Source organism: Sphingomonas rustica, assembly GCF_039652585.1.
GTDB lineage: Bacteria > Pseudomonadota > Alphaproteobacteria > Sphingomonadales > Sphingomonadaceae > Sphingomonas > Sphingomonas rustica.
Map to the genome: position 1 here is coordinate 484755 of NZ_JBDIZK010000001.1, position 20695 is coordinate 505449.

The 20695-nt window shown below is 65.5% G+C and carries 14 protein-coding genes; 6 read left to right on the forward strand and 8 right to left on the reverse strand.

What is annotated here, in order from left to right:
- Positions 1 to 441: 441 nt before the first annotated feature.
- From TPR58_RS02100 to TPR58_RS02120, 5 genes are read left to right on the forward strand one after another with little or no spacing between them, the layout of a single operon-like run.
- Entirely contained in the window at positions 442 to 1956 is a 1515-nt protein-coding gene (locus TPR58_RS02100; RefSeq protein WP_346244941.1) for a tryptophan halogenase family protein, read from the forward strand.
- The gene (locus TPR58_RS02105; RefSeq protein ID WP_346244942.1) at positions 1932 to 3446 is read left to right on the forward strand and encodes a tryptophan 7-halogenase; all 1515 of its coding nucleotides are present in this window, start codon (positions 1932 to 1934) and stop codon (positions 3444 to 3446) included. Before TPR58_RS02100 ends, TPR58_RS02105 begins: the two co-directional genes overlap by 25 nt.
- Positions 3443 to 5041, forward strand: a complete 1599-nt coding sequence (locus TPR58_RS02110; RefSeq protein ID WP_346244943.1) for a tryptophan halogenase family protein — start codon at positions 3443 to 3445, stop codon at positions 5039 to 5041. Before TPR58_RS02105 ends, TPR58_RS02110 begins: the two co-directional genes overlap by 4 nt.
- Positions 5038 to 6570: a tryptophan halogenase family protein gene (locus tag TPR58_RS02115; protein WP_346244944.1), complete on the forward strand. Its 1533-nt coding sequence runs from the start codon at positions 5038 to 5040 to the stop codon at positions 6568 to 6570. The genes TPR58_RS02110 and TPR58_RS02115 overlap by 4 nt, the downstream gene beginning before the upstream one ends.
- Entirely contained in the window at positions 6567 to 7577 is a 1011-nt protein-coding gene (locus TPR58_RS02120; protein ID WP_346244945.1) for a cupin-like domain-containing protein, read from the forward strand. Before TPR58_RS02115 ends, TPR58_RS02120 begins: the two co-directional genes overlap by 4 nt.
- Before the next feature lie 236 nt (positions 7578 to 7813).
- Here the strand turns inward: TPR58_RS02120 and bglX are convergent, their stop codons facing one another.
- The 8 genes from bglX to TPR58_RS02160 all read right to left on the reverse strand — a co-directional run bounded on the left by bglX (position 7814) and on the right by TPR58_RS02160 (position 19518).
- Positions 7814 to 10150 (reverse strand): beta-glucosidase BglX, encoded by a 2337-nt coding sequence (gene bglX, locus TPR58_RS02125; RefSeq protein WP_346244946.1) that lies wholly within the window; start codon positions 10148 to 10150, stop codon positions 7814 to 7816.
- A gap of 16 nt (positions 10151 to 10166) precedes the next feature.
- Entirely contained in the window at positions 10167 to 10334 is a 168-nt protein-coding gene (locus TPR58_RS02130) for a hypothetical protein (protein ID WP_346244947.1), read from the reverse strand.
- A 12-nt stretch (positions 10335 to 10346) separates the two neighbouring features.
- Positions 10347 to 13220 (reverse strand): TonB-dependent receptor plug domain-containing protein, encoded by a 2874-nt coding sequence (locus TPR58_RS02135; RefSeq protein ID WP_346244948.1) that lies wholly within the window; start codon positions 13218 to 13220, stop codon positions 10347 to 10349.
- 227 nt (positions 13221 to 13447) lie between these two features.
- Positions 13448 to 14812 carry a tannase/feruloyl esterase family alpha/beta hydrolase gene (locus TPR58_RS02140; protein ID WP_346244949.1) on the reverse strand — a complete coding sequence of 455 codons (1365 nt, stop codon included), beginning with the start codon at positions 14810 to 14812 and terminating at the stop codon, positions 13448 to 13450.
- An 83-nt stretch (positions 14813 to 14895) separates the two neighbouring features.
- On the reverse strand, positions 14896 to 15801 hold the full coding sequence (locus TPR58_RS02145; RefSeq protein ID WP_346244950.1) for a hydroxymethylglutaryl-CoA lyase: 906 nt from the start codon (positions 15799 to 15801) through the stop codon (positions 14896 to 14898).
- Positions 15798 to 17084, reverse strand: coding sequence for a CitMHS family transporter (locus tag TPR58_RS02150; protein ID WP_346245122.1), 1287 nt, complete (start codon positions 17082 to 17084; stop codon positions 15798 to 15800). Before TPR58_RS02150 ends, TPR58_RS02145 begins: the two co-directional genes overlap by 4 nt.
- Positions 17084 to 18310 carry a serine hydrolase domain-containing protein gene (locus tag TPR58_RS02155; protein ID WP_346244951.1) on the reverse strand — a complete coding sequence of 409 codons (1227 nt, stop codon included), beginning with the start codon at positions 18308 to 18310 and terminating at the stop codon, positions 17084 to 17086. Before TPR58_RS02155 ends, TPR58_RS02150 begins: the two co-directional genes overlap by 1 nt.
- Positions 18307 to 19518 carry a CaiB/BaiF CoA transferase family protein gene (locus TPR58_RS02160; protein WP_346244952.1) on the reverse strand — a complete coding sequence of 404 codons (1212 nt, stop codon included), beginning with the start codon at positions 19516 to 19518 and terminating at the stop codon, positions 18307 to 18309. Before TPR58_RS02160 ends, TPR58_RS02155 begins: the two co-directional genes overlap by 4 nt.
- A gap of 238 nt (positions 19519 to 19756) precedes the next feature.
- On the opposite strand from TPR58_RS02160, the gene TPR58_RS02165 reads away from it, so the two are divergent.
- Positions 19757 to 20689: a LysR family transcriptional regulator gene (locus tag TPR58_RS02165; protein WP_346244953.1), complete on the forward strand. Its 933-nt coding sequence runs from the start codon at positions 19757 to 19759 to the stop codon at positions 20687 to 20689.
- The last annotated feature ends 6 nt before the right edge of the window (positions 20690 to 20695 follow it).

Here is a 20695-nt window from a genome sequence, read left to right on the forward strand (position 1 = left end):
CCTGAGGTGACGTTCCATCCTGCGACGGTGTCTGGTTGACCGATGCCGCAGGGGCGACAGGCCCGATAGCGTCCTGACTGCCCGATGGAACGGTCTGTGCGAACGCCGGAGCACTGAGCGCAACGACGCAAATCGCCATCGCCGAAACTTCGAAGCGCAATCGCGTCCTGCGCGATCCCGCCTTCGAGGCGCACGTATCAGATATGCCGTAGGACATAATTTCCTCCCCCAGTTCGCCGATGCTTGCCGCAGCCTGTGCGTCGCATCGATCCCCACGAAGTTACGATTGGTCCATCTTGGCGGCAAGTGAAATGTTCGCGTTAACAATTTGCGGCAGCGGTGTTGCTCCGAAGCCACTCCCGACGCTGGCCAATCGCCCTTCAACTGGTATGAAAAGGCCAGATGCGGGTCGCGAGCACCCCACGATATGGAGACGGGCGCATGGCGGGGCCGAATCGGCAGCGCGTGATCGTGGTGGGAGGCGGAACCGCCGGCTGGATGACTGCAGCCGCACTCGCAAAGCTGTTGCCCGAGCGTTGCGAGGTTCATGTCGTCGAGTCGGAGGTGATCGGGATCGTCGGCGTGGGTGAGGCAACCTTGCCGCATATCCGTGCCTTCAACGAGCGCCTCGGCATCGTCGAGGCCGAATTCATGGCGACGACTCGCGCGACGATCAAGCTTGGCATCGAGTTCCGCGACTGGGCACGGATCGGCGACAGCTATATCCATCCGTTCGGCACCTTCGGACGCGGTGTCGGCGACGTCCAGTTCCATCACTATTACATGCGGCTGGTGCGGGCAGGGGTGGATCTCCCTCCCATCGAGGCGTTTTCGATGGCATGTACGCTGGCGCGAGCGAACCGCTTCGCCCCGCCCTCACGGGATCAGCGCCAGATCGCCTCCACATTCGGCTATGCCTATCAATTCGACGCAGTTGCGTTCGCGCCCTATCTGCGCCGTTTCGCAGAGGCCCTGGGCGCGCGACGTACCGAAGGCAGGATCGTCGACGTCACGCGAGAGGGAGAGAGCGGCGATGTGACTGCGCTTGTCCTCGATGACGGCAGACGGATAGAGGGAGACCTCTTCATCGACTGCTCGGGCTTCGCCGCGCTCCTGATCGGCAAGGCGCTAGGAGAGAGGTTTCAGGACTGGTCGCGATGGCTGCCTGCGGACCGGGCCGCTGCCTTGCCGTGCCGCACCACTACCGCAGTCACGCCGTACACCAGCGCCGTGGCGATGCCCGCAGGTTGGCGCTGGCGTATTCCTCTCCAGCACCGCACCGGAAACGGCTATGTCTTTTCGAGCGCCTTCGCCTCCGAGCAGGCTGCGATGGACGCGATCGGAGCGGTGGTGGAGGGCACGCCATTGGCAGATCCTCGCATTCTGCGTTTTCAGGCAGGGCGTCGCGAGCGGAGCTGGTCGCATAATGTTGTCGCGATCGGACTGGCCAGCGGCTTTCTCGAGCCCCTTGAATCGACCAGCATCTATCTGGTCCAGCAGGCAATCACGGCGCTGGTGGAGCTATTTCCGGAGCGCCGCATCTCGCCCCTCGATCGCGACGAGTTCAATCGCGTCGTCGACATGGAATATGATCGCGTTCGCGATTTCCTGATCCTGCATTATCACGCAACCGAGCGGGACGATTCCGACTTCTGGAATTACGTTCGCACCATGCAGATCCCCGACAGCCTGGCCGAGAAGATCGAGCTGTTCCGGCGCCGCGGCCGCGTCGTGAAATATCGCGAGGGCGCGTTCCTGGATGCGAGCTGGGTCTCGGTCTATCTCGGCCAGCGGGTCATGCCCGCAGGATATGATCCGCGCGCGTCCGGGCCGTCGATCGAGAGCCTGGTAGCGGGCCTGGCGCAACTGCGCGACGAGATCCACGCGACCGTCGCCGGCATGCCGGATCACCTCGCCTATCTGGCGCGCTATTGTCCGATGCCCGCGGCGGCGTGATGACGCTCGATGAGCCGATGCGCAGCGTCGCAATCATTGGCGGCGGTATCGTCGGCTGGTCCGCGGCGGTTGCGCTGAAGCGGCGCGTTCCTGCCTTGCAAGTATCGATCCTGCCCATAGCGGTTCCGCCCAATGCGCTCGCCGATCGGGTGGAGAACACGCTGCCGTCGATCATCGGCTTCCACGACGATCTGGGGCTTCGAGAAGATGATGCGGTACTGCGCGCAGGCAGCAGCTGGCGGCTGGGTACGCGTTTCGAGGGATGGGCGCAGGGACTACCGCCTTACGTCCACGCATATGGGCCCTATGGGCGCCCCTTCGGAACCGCGTCATTTCATCATCATTGGGTCCGCGCTGCCCGCATGGGCACCGCGGCGCCCTATGACACGCACTCGCCGGCTGCGATGCTTGCAAACGCGGGCCGGCTGGTCGGGACCGAGCCGGAGCTAGGCTCCATTTTCGCGGACATCCAGATCGGACTTGTGCTCGACCTGGAGCGCTACCGCGCGATGCTCCGCGCCTTCGCCGCCCATCTGGGCGTGGTCATCCACGAAGGCGTCCTGTCGACGGTTCAGTTGCGCAGCGCCGACGGCTTCATCGGTCAGGTGATACTGGAGCATGGCGGCTCGGTCGAGGCGGACCTGTTCATCGACGCTTCGGGACCCGATGGCCTTCTGCGCGACACCATCGATGCCGAATGGGAAGATTGGACTCCCTGGTTACGCAACGACCGCCTGGTTCGCGCAGTCGGGCCGGGTAGCGCGCCTGCAGCGCTTGATCATGTGACAGCTCTGGCCGGCGGATGGCGCTGGCGGACGTCCGCGATCGGCAAGACGATCCACGGGCTTTGCTATTCCAGTGCCGCCCTGGAAGACGAGGACGCACGCCGGCTTCTGGTGGATGCGGACGCGACCGATACCGCCACTCCGGTCGCGTTCAGCCAGGGGTGCCGAACAACGCCGTGGGCCCGGAACTGCGTGGCGATCGGCGATGCCGCAACAGTCATCGAGCCCCTCGAATGGACCAATCTCCACCTGGCTCACAGCGCGATCGACCGGATTGTGTCGATGATGACCGGACGGGATTGCCACCCTCTCGAGATTGCCGACTATAATCGCCAGGCCGGCGCCGAGGTCAGTCGCGTCCGCGACTTCGTACTGTGTCATTATGGCGCAGCGCGCCGTCCGGAACCCTTCTGGCAATCCCGCGCCGAACTGCCGGAGAGTCTGGCCCGCACGCTCGAGCTGTTCACCGAACGCGGTCGCCTGCCGTTCTTCGAGGAAGAAACTTTCTCGCGCGACAGTTGGCTCGCCATCCTGCTCGGTCAGGGCGTGATCCCTCGCCGGGTCGATGCTCTGATCGAGGCTACGCGGCCCGACCATTCGGACGCTGCCATGGCCGGCTTCCGCACGACGATTGAACGAGAGCTCCCCCGATTTCCCACCGCCACCGATCACCACGCGGTGCAAATGAGACGGATTTCCCGATGAACGAACACATGATCCGCGACGTCGTCATCGTAGGCGGCGGCACCGCCGGCTGGATGGCCGCTGCCGCCTTCTCGCGCTTCCTGAACAACGGCGTCACGCGCATCACGCTCGTCGAATCGGAAGAGATCGGAACCGTCGGTGTCGGCGAGGCGACCATCCCGCCGCTTATCACGTTCAACCGGATGCTCGGAATCGATGAGAATGAGTTCATCCGCGAAACCGGCGCCACCTATAAGCTGGGAATCGAATTTGAAGGCTGGGGCGATATCGGCGAACGGTATTTTCACCCTTTCGGCTCTCACGGCCATGATCTTGGCGGTGTCCACTTCCATCAGCTTTATCTCCGCGAACGCAAACGTCGCGTGTTGCAGGACATCTCCGCCTGGTCGATGAGCGCGGTCGCCGCACAGGCGGGCAAGTTCGCCCGCCCTGCTCAGGGCGCCCAATCGGCGGTGAAGGACCTGCTTTACGCATTTCATTTCGACGCCGCGCTCTATGCTCGCTTCCTGCGGCGCTATGCCGAGGCAAATGGCGTCCGAAGGAATGAGGGCAAGATCGTCGATGTCGTCTTGCGACCCGGGGACGGCCATGTCTCCGCAGTGACGCTCGAGAACGGGGAGTCGGTCGGGGGCGACTTATTTGTCGATTGTTCGGGGTTTAGGGGGCTCCTGATCGAGGAGGCGCTTGCCACCGGATATGAGGACTGGCGCCAGTGGCTGCCCTGTGACCGTGCCGTAGCGGTTCCAAGTCGCTATAGCGGGGACCCCGATCCCTTCACCCGGGCGACAGCGCGCGGCGCCGGCTGGCAATGGCGCATTCCATTGCAGCAGCGGATGGGGAACGGCCTGGTCTATTGCAGCGAGTTCATGACCGGCGAGGCCGCCGAGAAGGAATTGCTCGCCAATCTCGAGGGCGAACCCTTGGCCGAGCCTCGCCACCTCTCCTTCCGGACCGGCCGCCGGAGGCTTGGCTGGAACCGCAATGTCGTAGCGCTGGGGCTTTCGTCCGGATTCGTCGAGCCGCTTGAATCGACGTCGATCCACCTCGTCCAGTCCGGCATCGCCAAGTTGATCGCGCTGTTCCCCGATCGCCGCTTCAATCCGGTCGAGCGTGACGAGTATAACCGCCAGATGTGCGATCTCTACGAGGATGTGCGTGACTTCGTGATCCTTCACTACAAGGCGACGCGACGGAGCGACACGCCCTTCTGGGACCGCTGCCGGACGATGGAGGTTCCCGACAGCCTGCAGCGCAAGATGGACCTGTTTCGCGCCAAGGGCCGGCTGTTCCGCGAAGGGTTGGAGCTGTTCGCCACGACCAGTTGGGTTGCGGTCTGCCTGGGCCAGCACATCGTGCCTGCCGAACATGAACCCGCCGCCGATGCACTTGACGAGGCGAAGGTCGCTGACGCGATGGAACAGATGCGCCTGGACTATCTTCAGGTCGCCGCCCAGTTGCCGACGCACGCCGAGTTCCTGCGGCACAGCGGCGCTACGCTTGCGACTCCGGCGGCAGCCGCCACCGACGTGCAGGGAGCACCAACCTTCTCGTTCGAATCTGAAACCCCGTTCAATTTTTCGGCGAACCCGTTGTGAAGGAAGATGCGATCCGTCGCGTCGTGATCATCGGCGGCGGCACCGCCGGCTGGATGGCTGCGGCAGCGATCGCGCGGATCATGGGCGACGTGCCCGGACTGTCGATCGCGCTCGTCGAATCCGAAGAGATCGGCACGGTCGGAGTCGGGGAAGCCACGATTCCGCAGATCGTCCTGTTCAACAAGATGCTGGGCATCGACGAGGCGGAGTTCGTCCGCGAGACCCGCGCGACCTACAAGCTGGGCATCGAGTTCGTCGAATGGGTGAGACCCGGCCACCGCTACGTCCATCCGTTCGGCTTCTACGGCCTCGACATGAAGGGGATCGAGTTCCACCATTTCTGGCTCAAGGGCCGGGCACTGGGCGACGAGACGCCGCTCGACAGCTATTCGCTGGGCATCGTGGGCGGCTTGCAGGGACGCTTCGCCCATCCCCGTCCGGACCAGCCAAACTCCCCCTTGTCCAAGCTCGGCTACGCGTTCCAGTTCGACGCCGGACTATATGCCCGCTTCCTTCGCAAACGTGCGGAGACTGACGGCGTCAGGCGCATCGAGGGGCGGATCGTCGAGGTCGAACGGAACCCGGAAACGGGTCATGTGGCAGCCGTGCTGCTGCAATCCGGGGCCCGCATCGAGGGAGATCTGTTCCTCGACTGCTCGGGGTTTCGGGGGCTGCTGATCGAAGGTGCGATGGCCGCCGGGTTCGAGGACTGGAGCCGGTGGCTCCCCTGCGACCGGGCGGTGGCGGTGCCGTGCGAGCAGGGCGGCGACCGTCAACCGCTGACGCGTTCGACCGCCCGTGGCGCCGGCTGGCAATGGCGTATTCCGCTCCAGCATCGAATCGGTAACGGCTATGTCTACGCCTCCCATTATATTTCCGACGACGAGGCGGTCGCGACCTTGCTTGCGAACCTCGACGGCGCCCCGATTGCCGATCCCCGACAGTTGCGCTTCACGGCGGGGCACCGCCGCCGGGCATGGGTCGGCAATGTCGTCGCCCTGGGACTTGCCGGTGGATTCCTCGAGCCGCTGGAGTCGACCAGCATTCACCTTGTCCAGTCCGCCATCGCCCGGCTGCTCGCCTATTGGCCGACGCGCCGCTTCGATCAGGTGGAGATCGACCGTTTCAATGCCGCGCACGTAACCGAATATCTCGACATCCGCGACTTCCTCATCCTCCACTACAAGGCTACCGAACGGAGCGACACGCCCTTCTGGAACCTCTGCCGGACGCTGGAACCGCCGCCGGGCCTTGCGAGCAAACTCGAAATCTTTCGCGCCAACGGCAGGATTTTCCGCGACGGGCAGGAGTTGTTCACCGAGACGAGTTGGCTCTCGGTGATGGTCGGCCAGGGCGTTGAAGCAGGCGGGTACCACCCCGCCGCCGATCTGCTTTCGGATGCGGAAACGTTGAAGCGGCTTGGGCATATCCGCCAGGTCATCGAGGACACCGCATCGCTGATGCCGCATCAGGACGAGTATCTCCGACAGATCGGCTGCGCGCCCATGGGTCTCGTCTCCGCGCGATGAATTACGCGCCGCTTCCCGAAATCGAGCGCATCGATCGTCTTACATTCGAAAAGGAAGTGCGGCCTGCCGCACGACCGATCGTGCTGCGCAACCTGGCGAGCGATTGGCCGTCGGTGCATGCGGCGTGCCACTCCACCGAGCGCGGCATCGACTATCTGAAGCAGTTCAGCGACATGCGAGCGGTGGCGGCGATACTGGGCGAACCGGAGATCGCGGGCCGATTCTTCTACACGCCCGATCTGAAGGGGTTGAACTTCGTACGGGGGCAGACCCCTCTGCCCCCGTTTCTCGACCGCCTCCTGCGGGACCGGGACAGTCCACGGCCCTATGCGATGGCGATACAATCCGTACCGCTGCCAGACATACTGCCGGGGTTCATGGCGGAGAATCCGATCAGCCTGATGTCGTCCGATGTCGTACCGCGCATCTGGCTGGGCAACGCCATCCGCGTCGCGACGCATTATGACCTCATGGAAAATATCGGCGTGGTCGTGATGGGCCGCCGCAAGTTCACCCTGTTTCCGCCCGATCAGATCGCCAACCTGTACATGGGACCTCTCGAACTGACGCCTGCGGGGACACCGATCAGCCTGGTCGATCCCGATGCGCCCGATCTCGAACGCTTTCCGCGTTTCGTGAACGCAGCCAGGGTCGCGCAATCGGCGATCCTCGGACCCGGCGATGCGATCTATATTCCATTTCACTGGTGGCACGCGGTGGAATCGCTCGAGCCGGTAAATGCGTTCGTCAACTATTGGTGGAATCCGGCGCCAGTCGAGATGGGCAACCCGTACGACGCGTTGTTGCACGCGCTGGTTACGATCGGGTCGCTGTCGAGCGACCAGCGGGAGGTGTACCGACTGCTGTTCGATCACTTCGTCTTCCGCCGCAATGGCGATCCGGCGGCGCACCTGCCCGATGACGCGAAGGGCGTGCTCGGCCCGCCCGACGCCACGACCGCCGCCAGGATGCGGGCAACGCTATTGGACAGCTTCACGCGCGGCTGACTGTCTGCTGATCGCCGCGCCGTCCTTCTCGAAAATCTCGTGCAGCGCGTCGGTGTAGGGCCGATAATGGCCATCCACCCGCCAAGAGCATTCACACCGATATGATCGGCCACCTTGGTGGAGGCGGTCGGTCGAAACCATATCCGAGCCAACGGCCTGAACGGGCTCGGCGCAAAAGGGAGGGCGGGTGACCCGCCCTCCCCTGCTGGTTGCCGCCCGCAGGCGGCGCCCCCCGGTTACCAGCCCTTGACCGTGCGCGGTGCGCCACCGACGGTGAAGGTCGCGTGCGCGTCGGCGTTGGAGCTCGATCCCACCCAGACGTCGAAGGTGCCGGGATCGACCACCCAGTCCTTCACTGCGGCGTTCCAGTATTTCACGCTGGACTCGTCGAGCGTGAAGCTGAGCGTCCGGCGCTCGCCGGGGCGCAGCGTCACCCGCTGGAACCCCTTGAGCTCGCGTACCGGGCGCGAGGCGCGGCCCGCGCGCTGGTGGATGTAGAGCTGGACCACCTCGTCGCCGACGCGCTGGCCGGTATTGGCGACCGTCGTCGTCACCGTGACCTTGCCCGCCGCTGTGACGCTGCCCGACGTGACCGGCGCACCGATCTCGAACGAGGTGTAGCTCAGGCCATAGCCGAACTCATATTGTGGCGTCGCCGGGATGTCCCAGTAACGCTTGCCCTGTTCCTTGGGCGAGTGGCTGGTGTTGTGCGCATAATAGATCGGGACCTGCCCGGCGGTGCGTGGCCAGGTGACCGGCAGCTTGCCGCCCGGATTGACGTCGCCGAACAGCGCGCGGGCGATGGCATTGCCGCCGCGGGTGCCGCCATACCAGGCATGGAGGATGGCCGGCGCCTTCTCGATCACCTCGCCCAGTTCGACCGGGCGGCCGCTCATCGTCACGACCACCAGCGGCTTGCCGGTGGCGACCGCCGCCTGGAACAGCCGCAGCTGGCCGTTGGGCAGCTTCAGGTCGGAGCGCGAGGCACCCTCGCCGCTCATGTCCTCGGCCTCGCCCAGCGTCAGGATGATCAGGTCCGACTTCTTCGCCAGGTCGATCGCCCGGTCGAATTCGCTGTCGGCGCGCGCCTCGTCCCAGCGCGGCTCCTTCTTCGCCTGGCCCGGGATGGTGATCGATTCGAACATCGACGGCACGTTGCGGCGGAACTGGATGCCGGGCGCGGTCTCGACGTTCACCGAGTCTCCCAACCGGGTACGGATACCCTCGACCAGCGTCACCGTCTCCGGCAGGTCGTACTGGAACGACCAGGGGCCCAGCATGTCGCGCTTGGAATCGGCAAGCGCGCCGATCACCGCGATCCGCTTGTGCGCGCCGGGGGTCAGCGGCAGCGTGTTGTCGTCGTTCTTGAGCAGCACCAGCGCGCGTTCTGCGGCGGCCTGAGCCGCGTCGCGGTGCGTCGGGTCGGCCAGGGTGGCGGCAGCCTTGGCCTCGTCGACGAACGGCGCCTCGAACAGGCCCATCCTGAACTTGGCGATCAGGATGCGGCGCACGGCGGTGTTCAGCGTCGCCACCGGCAGCTTGCCCGAGCGGACCGAGGCGGCCAGCGTCTCGGCCGAGGCGGCAGGTCCGAACGACATCTCCATGTCGTTGCCCGCGGCGATGCTGCGCACCGCGGCGTCGGCATTGTCCTTCGCGAAATTCTGGACGACCTGGTTCTTGGTGCCGTTGGCGTCGGACACGACCCAGCCCTTGAACCCCATCTGGCGCCGCAGCACGTCGGTCAGCAGCCATTTGTTGCCGACCGCGGGCACGTCGTTGAGGTCCATATAGGCGCTCATGACGTTGCCGGCGCCGGCCTCCACCGCCGCGGCGAAGGGCGGCAGGATCACGTTGTAGAGCTGGGCGTCGGACAGATAGACGCCATCATAGTCGCGACCGCCCTCCGACGCGCCATAGCCGGCGAAATGCTTCGGGCCGGCGATGATCCGGCCGGGCGTCCCGATCGACGGACCCTGGAAGCCGCGGACCTGCGCGCGGGCGATCGCCGCGCCCAGGAACGGATCCTCGCCCGGTCCCTCGACGATCCGGCCCCAGCGCGGGTCCCGCGCGATGTCGAGCATCGGCGAGAAGGCCCAATGGATACCGACCGCGCGCGCCTCGGCCGCTGCCACGGACTGGGCCCGCTCGATATTGGCGGGGTCCCACGACGCGGCATTGGCCAGCGGCACCGGGAAGATCGTGCGGAAGCCGTGGATGACATCATAGCCGAAGATCAGCGGGATCTTCAGCCGGCTTTCCTCGACGGCGATCTTCTGCAACCGGTTGATCACCGCGGGATCGGTGACGAACAGCAGCGAACCGACCTTGGCATCGCGGACCTGACCGGCAAATTGCTCGGGCGCGCCGAACATGAATTGCTGCGAGACCTGGCCGGCCTTCTCCTCCAGCGTCATCGCCGCGAGCAGCGCATCGGCGCGCTGCTCGGCGGTCAGCCGGGTATTCAGCCAGGGCCTGGCCGAAGGTGCCGCCTGCTGGGCGACCACCGGCTGCATCGTGCCGGTCATCGCCGCGGCACCGGCGAGCATCAGGGCTGCGAGCTTCAACTTGCGCATCAAATTCTCCTGCGGATCAGCGGGTGGGTGCCGGGGCGGCATCGATGGTGGGGCCGAGCGGATCCTTCTCCAGCACCGCCGTGCCACCCGACACCTTCCCGGCGTCGACCGTGACGGTCTGCGCCCCCGCCGCCACTGAGAGTGTCAGTGCCGAAACGGCGACCAGCGTTCCAAGCATGTCCATGATCCAGGATCCTCAGCGGAAGGTCTTCGTCAGCGCGAGCTGAACGATAGGGCCATAGGGATTCGCGTTCCGCATATCGATCGCGCTGCCGCCGCTCAGGACGATCGGCGGCTTTGCATCGAACAGGTTCTGGATGGTCGCCGACAGGCGCGTTCCACGCATGAACGACCAGCGTGCGTCTTCACCGAACGAGAGCCCCAGATTGAGATCGAACGTGGTCCATGAGGGCACCTCGCTGTTGGGCTGGATGACGTTGCGGATCGTGAGCGGCTGGTCGTTGAGATAGCCACCGACATGATTTACGAACAGATTGGCCGAGAACGGGCCCCGCACATAGCCGAGATTGCCGCGAGCGCGGAAACTGATCGGATAGTTGATCCGGTCCAGTGCGTCGAAGGCCGGCAAGCCCGGTGCCTGGCGCTGCTCGTTCTTCAGGATCTTGGTGAAGTTGCCGCCGATCAGGACCGTGCCGATCCCGGTGTCGACCGAATAGCTCGCCTGGACGTCGATGCCGTTCTGAACGGCAGAGGCGACATTCTGGTACCGGCCGTCCAGCACCACCCGGATGCCGCAGGGATCGGTGATGCTGGCGCCGCCATACAGGAAGTTCTCGAGGAACGGCGCGAGCGACGGGTCATAGGTCGATGGCGACCCGTTGACGCAGCCGGCCCGGGCGGGAACCGGAATGATGAACTGCGAATAGGTCGAGGCATTTGCCGGATTGGCGAGATAGTTGCCGGCCGGCGGGCCGAGGATCTGATCCTTGTACTCGATATTGTAATAGGTCGCCGACACCCGCAGACCAGGCAGGAATTCCGGCGTGAAATCGCCGCCGATCGACCAGGTCGTGCCCTTTTCCGCCTTCAGCTCTGGATTACCGCCCAGACGCAGCAGCACGTTGCTGAACGGTTGGCCGGCAATCAGGTCGATGTCCGACCGGCCGCTGTTGTTGGGAAAGAACGGGATCTGGGCCGCGACCGAGAACAGGCCGGGCTCGAGTTCCGGCATGCCCGGCGCCCTGAACGACGTGCCCCAGGAGCCGCGCAGCGCCAGGCTGCGGTTCACCTTCCAGCCGATTCCGATCTTGGGATTTACCGTGTCGCCGAAGTCCGAATAATGATCGTAGCGTACGGCTGCGTTGACGATGAGCTCCTGGACCAGCGGCACGTCCATCTCCGCCCCCACCAGCGGGACATAGACTTCGCCAAACGCTGCCCACTGGGTACGCGAACGACGGGAATTCGCATCATTCTCGGTATCGAGGATGTTCCGAGGCCCGCGCGAGGCACCGTTCTGCAGCCGGTTGATGGTGAAGGTATATTCGCCGCCGAATGCAGCCTTCACCGTGCCCCCGGGCAGGTCGAAAAGCGATCCGTTGAACTTCAGCACACTGTCGTGAAAATAATTCTGGGCGTACTGGAAATTGGTGCCCAGGACGAGATCGAGCTGCGACCGCGTCAGCGGGGTGACCGAATAGGGATTGATCAGCCCGGCGTTGACCGCCGCATTGAACGCGCTGTCGGACTCGCCGTTGACGAAATTGCCGATGTAGCAGACGCCGCAGGTCCGGTTCTGACCATAGGTATAGTAGAGTTCCCCTTCCCAGTCGCCGGCCACCCGTGCACGCAGTCCGGTGGTCGTCGACAGGGTCTTGTCGGGGTTGATGTTGATGAAGTCGGGCGCGTCGGTGGCGTGTTCGGCCAGGTTGTACTGGACGACATAGGACTGGCCCGGCGCGACATTCGGCAGCCCCGAAATATAGTAGGGCGTGCCGGGCTGGATGGTGATGTCGAACGACGAGGCGGACGAATTGTTCGGCAAAAAGGTCCGCGTGGACAGTTCGCGTTCGTTGTAGAAGGTCTGGTTGTACAGGCTGATCGTGTCGGTCAGCTCCTGGTTCAGATAGGCGACGACCTGGTCTCGGCTCGACTGGGGCAGCAGGTCCTCATAGTCGGCACGGTCCACGAGATTGGCGGTGTTCGGCACCAGGCTCCCCACGCTGGGTATCCCGGTCGTGCCGGCCGGGATCGCGTAATAGGTATAGCCTCCCGCCTCCGGAAAGGCCGGATTGGGTGCGCCGGGCGCGCCGCCCGGACCGGAGGGAACAACGATGTTGCCCGGGTTGCCGGGCGAAGCCACGTTGCCGACGATCCGGAAATCCGCCCCGCCATAACGCCGCAGGTCCTGGCGAAGATAGGGCACCTTCCCGCGCGCGATCGCGGTGCGTTCCGAATGCTCATAGGCGACGATGATGCTGCCCTCGCGGCCGCCGATCGACCAGGAGGTCCCGCCGGTGGCGCTCAGCGCATATTCGTCGTTATATTTCGAGAAATTATAGCGTCCGCCCAATTCGATGCCGTTCATCTTCTTGCGCAGCACGTAATTGACGACGCCGGAAATCGCGTCGGAGCCATAGATTGCGGATGCGCCGTCGGCGACGACCTCGACACGCTCGAGCGCAGCGACCGGAACCTGGACCGCATCGGTGAAGGAATTGGCCGCGCCGGACGGTGCCACGCGGTGGCCGTCGACCAGGATCAGGGTCGCGTTCGAACCGATGCCGCGCAGGTTGAGCGTCGTGCCCCGATTGCCGTTGCCGCCGGCATGAGCGTTTGCGCCCGTCGCCGCTTCGTCGAAACCGAGATTCTGGAGCTGGGGCAGCGTTCGGACGATCTCGGCGACATTGTTGCGGCCCGTCGCCAGGATCGCTTCGCGGTCCATGACCACGGCTTCGCTGCCGACCGGCTTCACGCCCGAGATGTTGGTGCCCGTACCCGTGACGACGATCTCGTCGACCTCGCCCACCGGCTCTTCCACCGCAACGACCGGGTCCTGCTCGACCTCCTGTGCGGCCGCTGCACCCGACATCATGGCCAGAACGAACACACTGACGCTTGCAACGCTACGCAAACGGATACGCGACTTCGCCGACATGGCACCCCTTCCCCTGTTGACTGCGGCGCTCTTCATCGGCGCCGCCAGTAGCGCGCCGCCGGCTTGAGCGCCGACGGTCCGCAGCGCGTCGCTAGCGGCTAAGCGATCCTTTTGGGAAATCGAACTTGGCAATAGATCAATAACAAAAGTGGATCGCTATGATGTCGCTGTCGCTGTCGCTAGGGGCGGCACGCCCCGCCGATCGCGGGATAGGGGCACAGATTGCGCGCACCGGCCGTCAGATGGGTCGGCGCCCGCCCCTGCTCCACCCATTGCTCAAGCGCGGCCTGTGTTGCGGCCGCATCGGGCGTGGGCCCACCGCCGCAATGTCCCATCCCCGGCGCGAAGAAGAGTCGGGAAAAGGATGCGGCGCGACCCATGCTGCTGCGATCGACCGCATCGTAATAGGCACGCAAGTCCCACGGGCTGACCACGGGATCGGCAAGACCATGGTAGAGGATCAGCCGCCCGCCGCCCCGGGCGAACGCCGACAGGTCGGGATCGACCGCATCGATCCTGCCTGCAAGCGCAGGATCGATGCGGCGCACCGCCTGGTCGAAGTCGAAGCTGCGCCAGTCCCAGCGCGGATCGTTGAACGCCCAGAATCTGAAGAAGCCGGAGCGCGCCGGCATGGTCTGATCCCTCGGGTCGGCCCAATAGCCCGCCCATCCCCGCTCGCTGCCCGGCAGCCAGGGTGGGTAGAGCCGAGCACCTGTCCGCGGGTTCGTCGCACCTCGGTACAGGCGCGCTGCCGCCGCGCCCTCGTCCGCCGTCAGGCAGTGGCCAGGTTCGTCGCCGCTGCCGCATTGCAGCTTCGTCAGGTCCACCCGGCACGAGAACGGATTCTCGAGATAGCCCTGGCTGCGCTCGGCAGGCGTCCCGCATTGGTCGAGCGCGGCCTTGGTGAGCAGGGGCAGCTTCGCCGCGGTCAATATGGGATCGCTGGTGCCGGGACGCCGATTGGCGACGAATTGCCAGAGAAAGCCGATGTTGAGCCGGGTCCGGTTATTGCCCGGCGCACCCGCGATGATGCCGTCGAAATCGCGTGGATAGCGTTGCGCGGACATCAACGCCTGATGCCCGCCCGTCGAGCAACCCTCGAAATAGGCATGCGCGGCGGGACGTCCATAGAAGCGATACAGCAGGGCCTTCGAATGCAGCACCGTCTGATGCACCGCACGGTGGCCCCAGTCGGCAATGCTCTCGGGCAGGCCGACGGCGAATTCGGGATCGTCGCCCTGATGGCCGGTATCCGTTCCGGCGACGGCATACCCGCCCTTCAGCCCCTGCGCCATCTGGCCGAGCGGGAGCGTGCTCGAATAGCCGCCATTGCCATACATCTTGAACCGCCCGTTCCAGCCCCGTTCCGGCAGCCACAGCTCGAAGCCGATCCGCGAACCCCGAACCGGTGTCGCCACGGCGCGGACCCGGCAATGTGCCGGCAGCGCGATCCCCGCAGGCGCCGGACCCGTCACCGGTCCCGGCCTGAATTCGCCGACCGGCATCGCGGTAGCCGAAAGCAGCGTCAGGCCATCGATGCGCAACGAGCCGAGATCATGACACGGCGCGGCCAGCGCAGGCGCGGCGCACAGGAGCGACAAAACACCCGCAGCGATCCGGACCGGCCTCACACGGGCCGCCCGGGAAAGGCGGGCGCCCGCGATACCCGGCCGGGCAATGAACGCCCCATCGCCTCGGACAGCCATTGCGCGGTGGCGATGACGGCATCCAGATCGATGCCGGTGGCGACGCCCGCCCGCCCCAGCATGTAAAGCAGATCCTCGCTCGCGACGTTGCCGGTCGCGCCGGGCGCGAAGGGACAGCCGCCGATCCCGCCGATGGCACCGTCCAGCGTCGCCGCACCATGCTGAAGCGCGGTCCAGCCATTGGCCACGGCGGTGTTGCGCGTGTCGTGGAAATGACAGCGTATCGGCAGGCCCGGCGCTGCAGCCCGGACTGCGGCCAGGGTGGGCGCCACATCGGCCGGCGTGGCGACGCCGATCGTATCGCCCAGCGCGATCTCTACCGGCCCCGCCCCGGCCAGACGCCGCGCGATCGCCGCCACCCGGTCCGACGGCACCTCGCCATCGAACGGACAGCCGAACGCGACCGAGATCGTCACCTGTGCGCGCCGGCCCGACGACCGGGCAAGTTCGACGATCCCGATCGCGTCCTCGACCGTCTCGTCGGACGTTCTGCCCTGGTTGGCGATGCCGAAGCCGTCGCTGGCGCTCGCCACCGCGCCAAGCTCGTCGACGCGGGTAAGAAGCGCCCGCTCGGCACCCCGACGGTTCAACACCAGCCCGATCGTGGTGGCGCCCTCCAACAGCGGCAGTCCGGCACAGACCGCCTCGGCATCCGCCATCTGCGGCACCCGCCGGGGATGGACGAAACTGGCCACTTCGATGCGGCGGAAGCCGGCGGCCAGCGACCGTTGGATCAACGCGATCTTCTGGTCCGTGCTCAGCAGGACGGTCTCGTTCTGGAGGCCGTCGCGTGCAGAGACTTCGACGAGTTCGATGGCTGCGGTCACAGTCGGATGACTCCCAGAAGCAACGAGGCGGCGGTCATCACCAGCGTGACCAGCATCAGCCAGGGAATGGTGAAGCGCTGGTGATCGGCGAGTTCGATCCGAGCCAGCCCGACCAGCAGGAAGGTCGCAGGGGTCATCGGGCTGACCGGAAAGCCGGTGGTCATCTGGCCCAGAATCGCCGCCCTGCCGATTTCGACCGGCGGCACGCCGCCATGCTGGCCGATCTCGCCAAGCACGGGCAGGACGCCGAAATAGAAGCTGTCCGGATCGAACAACAGGCTGAGCGGCATCGAGGTGATCGCCAGCGCGACCGGCAGATGCTCGGCCGATCCGCCCGGAAGCAGCGCCGCGCCCGCCTGGGCAAGCGCCGACAACATGCCGGTTCCCTTCATGATCCCGGTAAAGGCACCCGCCGCGAGCAGGATCGCGACCATGGTGATCGCCGGCGGCGCATGGCGCTCGATCACGTCGCGCTGATCATCGGGCCGTGGATGATTGACGATCAGCGCAAGCACGGTGCCGATCAGGAATGCAGGCGCCGAAGGGAGAAGTTCGAGCAGCATCGCGGCAAGCACCGCGATCGCCATCGCCAGGTTGGCCCAGAAGCGCCATCCGGCCGACGGCGCCGCGTCCTGTCCCGCGTCCGCCGGCACCGGGAGTTCGATGCCGATCGGCGTCCGGCCCACCTGCCCTCGACCAAGCCACCAGGCGAAACCGAGCACCGTCGCGGTGCCGATGCCCCACACCGGCAGCATCGGTCCAAACAGGTCCATGACCGGCATCTGCAGCGCAGTGGCCGCACGAATGGTCGGGCCGCCCCAGGGAAGCATGTTGCCGACACCCGCCGCCATTGCGGTCACGCAGGCGAGCACCCGCCGATCGATCCCGCAGCGATCATAGACCGGCAGCAGCGCCGGCACGACCACCAGGAATGTAACCGCCCCGGATCCGTCGAGCTGGACGACCGTCGCCAGCACCGCGGTGCCGACCGTCACGAACGGCGGATGATCGCGCGTCATCCGGACGATCGCGCGCACCATCGGCGCGAACAGCCCGGCATCGGCAAGGATCGCAAAGAACAGGATTGCGAACAGGAACAGCGCGCCCATCGGCGCGACCGTCGTCATGCCGTCGAGCATGAACTTGCCGACATTCGGCCCCTGCCCCAGCAGCAGCGCCATGGCGACGGGGATCACCAGAAAGGCGACGATCGCCGACAGCCGCTTCGACAGGATCGCCGCCAGCACCATCAGGATCGTGGCGAGTCCGGCGAGCGCCAGCATCACTTGCCGATCAGTTCGACCGCGGCGCGGTTGACGCTGGCGCGCACCGTTCCGGAACTGCCAAGGACGTGCGTCATCAGCAATGCGACCGCCTTTCGCCGACGATCGACGAAGAAATAGGTGTTGCCTGATCCCGACCAGCTTGCGGTGCCCGCCGGTTGAACACCCGATGCGTCGCTGCTGGCGTCGCCGATCGAGAAGCCGTAGCCGAACTGCATCGCCTGCGGCCCCATGCCGGCCATCGGCGTGCGCGGCACGAACATCGCATCGACCGATTGCGCGTCGAGCAGCCGCCTGCCGTTGAGCGTACCGCCATTTGCCAGCATCCGGGCAAAGCGCAGATAGTCGTCCGCAGTCCCCGCGATCGCTCCGCCTCCGTCGAGCAGCCTTGTGGCATCACGATAGTCCGACGCTTCGGGCCGCTCGACGACGACCATGCCGGGACCATAAAGGGTCGTGAACCGAGGCAGCTGGCGATCGGAGATGTGAAAGCCCGTGTCCTTCATCCCCAGCGGCGCGAAGATCGTTCGCCGCAGATAGCGATCCAGTCGTTCGCCGCTCACGCGCTGGACCACCGCGCCTAGCACGGTCGTCGAATAGCTGTAGGCGAAAGTCTCGCCGGGTTGATGCAGCAGGGGCGCCTTGCCGAGCCGGGCGACAAGCTCGTCGAGCGACCGGGCAGGCGGGCCGTCGCCTGGCATTCGACCCACGGGCGTATCGCGCATGACGCCATATTTGCGGTAATAAAGATGCACCGGGGTCGTGCCCGCGAAATGATAGGTTATGCCCGATCGGTGGGTGAGCAGGTCCTCGATCGTCATCGGCCTGCGCACCGGCCGGGTCACCATGTCATCGACCCCGCCCGAGACATAGACGCGCACATCCGCAAGCTCGGGCAGGTATTTCGACACCGGGTCGTCGAGGCGAAGACGGCCCTGCTCGGCCAGCATCATCACGGCTACCGAGGTGATCGGCTTCGACATCGAATAGAGCCGAAAGATCGCGTCCCGGCGCAGGGGGCGCTTCTTCGCAATATCGGCCCAACCGGTGGTGACGTCGGCCAGCACTTTCCCGCCGCGCATGACGACAACCGTGGCGCCGGGTATCTCGCCCGCGGCCACCGCCCGGTTCAGATCGGTCCGCAGGCGCGCGACTGCGGGCACCTGCGCATGGACGGCCACTGGCGCAGCCATCACGATCATGGCCGCCGCACTGACGATCCTCATGCGGCGGCCTCCGCCGCCCCGTCCAGCGCAACCCCGCGCTGGAACAGCGCATCGATCGCCGCCGGGGCCAGGCCTGCACGGGCAAGCAGGGCACGCGAATCTTGCCCCAGCACCGGGGTCGCCCGGTCCGGCTCGGCCGCTTCGCCGGCGATGCGGAACGGCGCCCGGACTACGTTCAGCGTCCCTTCCGTCGGATGGTCTTCACGTCCGAACAGACCGACAGCCTGCAGGTGCGGATGCTCGAACAGATCCTCCAGCCGATTGACCTGCGCGCACGGTACGTCGCGCGCCTTCAACTGCTCGATCCACGCTGCCGTTGTGCGATGCGGGGTCGCCGCTTCGATCAGCGCGTAGAGCATGTCGATGTTGCGGCTGCGCTCGACACTGTCGGTAACGCGCGGGTCGTCGGTCAGGTCGTCGCGTCCGATCAGGCGCAGGAACGCGATCCAGTGCGTGGCATTATAGGGGATGATCGACACGAAACCGTCGGCGGTCCGAAACGGCTTGCGATAGGGCGACAGCAGCCGGTCATAGCCGATACCGCCCAGCGGCGGATCGAAGCTTCGTCCGGCAAGCTGCTCGACCATCAGGAACGAGACCAGGCTCTCGAACATGGGCGTCTCGATCGACACCGCCTCGCCGCCGCGATTGCGCGCCGCAAGCGCGGCGAGCACGCTGATCGCCAGATGCAGGCCGCCGACCTTGTCCGCGATGATCGTCGACAGGAAGCGCGGCTCACCGGCGGCGTTCTGGTTCAGCCAGGCCAGGCCCGAGACCGCCTGGATCGTGTCGTCATAGGCCGGTTCGTCGGCCAGCGGCCCGTCCTGTCCGAAACCGGGGGCATAGCAGTAGATCAGCCCCGGGTTCACCGCGCGAAGCTGTTCGAACCCGACGCCTAGCCGTTCCGCGGATTTCGGTCGCATGTTGTGAACCACGACATCCGCCCCGGCGATGATCGCGTGCAGTGCCGCCAGCGCCTCTCCATCGCGCAGGTCGAGCGCGATCGACCGCTTGTTGCGGTTGGCGTTGATGAACCCCGCGCCCATTTCGTCGCTATGTCCGGGGCGAACCGACCGGAAAATATCGCCCGACAGCGGTTCCACCTTGATCACCTCCGCGCCCAGATCTCCCAGCAACCGCGTCGCATAGGGGCCAAGCACCACAGTGGTCAGGTCGACGACCCGGATCCCGTTCAGCAATGTCAGCATCGCTCCGCACCCCGTCCGTCCTCAACCATAGCGCACATGGAGCAGCCTCTCCGAATTTCTCTAGCCATTCCAATTTGAAGTAGCCTGATTGGCGATCAATATTTATCGAAAGATCGAAACCATTCATCGATGTTCGTTATGGATCAGCGCGGGATGCAGTTGCGCCGCCTTGACAGCCATAGACCATCTCCTGAATGAATAGGCCGGATTGATATCCCGGATAGCAGCTGGATCGCCGATGCCCCGCAAACCAAGCCTGACAAGCCTGCGCCTGTTCATGCAGGTCGCGCATAATCGCAGTTTCAGCGAAACCGGGCGCGTCGCCAACCTCTCCCAACCAGCGCTGAGCCGGACCATCCGGCTGCTCGAGGAAAATCTCGAGGTAAAGCTGTTCGATCGCAATTCGCGCAATGTCACGCTCACCGGCGCGGGAGAGGCACTGCTGCCGATCGTCGAGCGGCTGACCGCCGATTTCGACCACGCCTTTTCCGAACTGGCGCTCAGCTTCGCAGGCGAGCGGGGTCGCGTTGTCGTTGGCGCCCTGCCCTCGATCGCCGCGGGCCTTCTTCCGACCGCAATGGCGGGCTTCAGAAATTCCAACCCCCATGTCGAGCTCATCATTCGCGACCAGCTTTCCGGAACGCTGTACCAGCAGATGCAGGAACGCCAGATCGACCTGGCCATCACGACGCCGCCGGAGCGCGGCGAGTTCATCTTCGAGCCGCTATTCGAGGATCCGGTCGTCCTGGCGGTTCGGGAGGGCGGGCCGCTGGATGACGGCACGGTCGCGACCTGGTCGATCTTCGGCGAGCACCCCTTCATTGCCATGGCTCCCAGAAGCAGTGTCCGCGAGATCACCGACGCTGCCTTGATCAAGGCGGGCGTCACCGCCCAGCCGCTCTATGAATGCGCGCAGCTCGCGACGGTGCGATCGCTGATCGAGGCGGGACTGGGCATCACCGCCTTGCCTGAATCCGCCGCGACGATGCTCCAGCCGAACCGGCTGAAGCTGCGCCCGCTGCGCGAGCCGGTAATCTCGCGCACGATCGGTCTGGCCTATCCCGCCGGCCGCACGCTTCCCCCGGCAGCGGCCGCGTTCGCCCGACACTTCATGTCGAAGGCGCGACATGCCCATGGCCAGAAGCGGACGGGTCCGGCGCACACACTCTGATCGGCC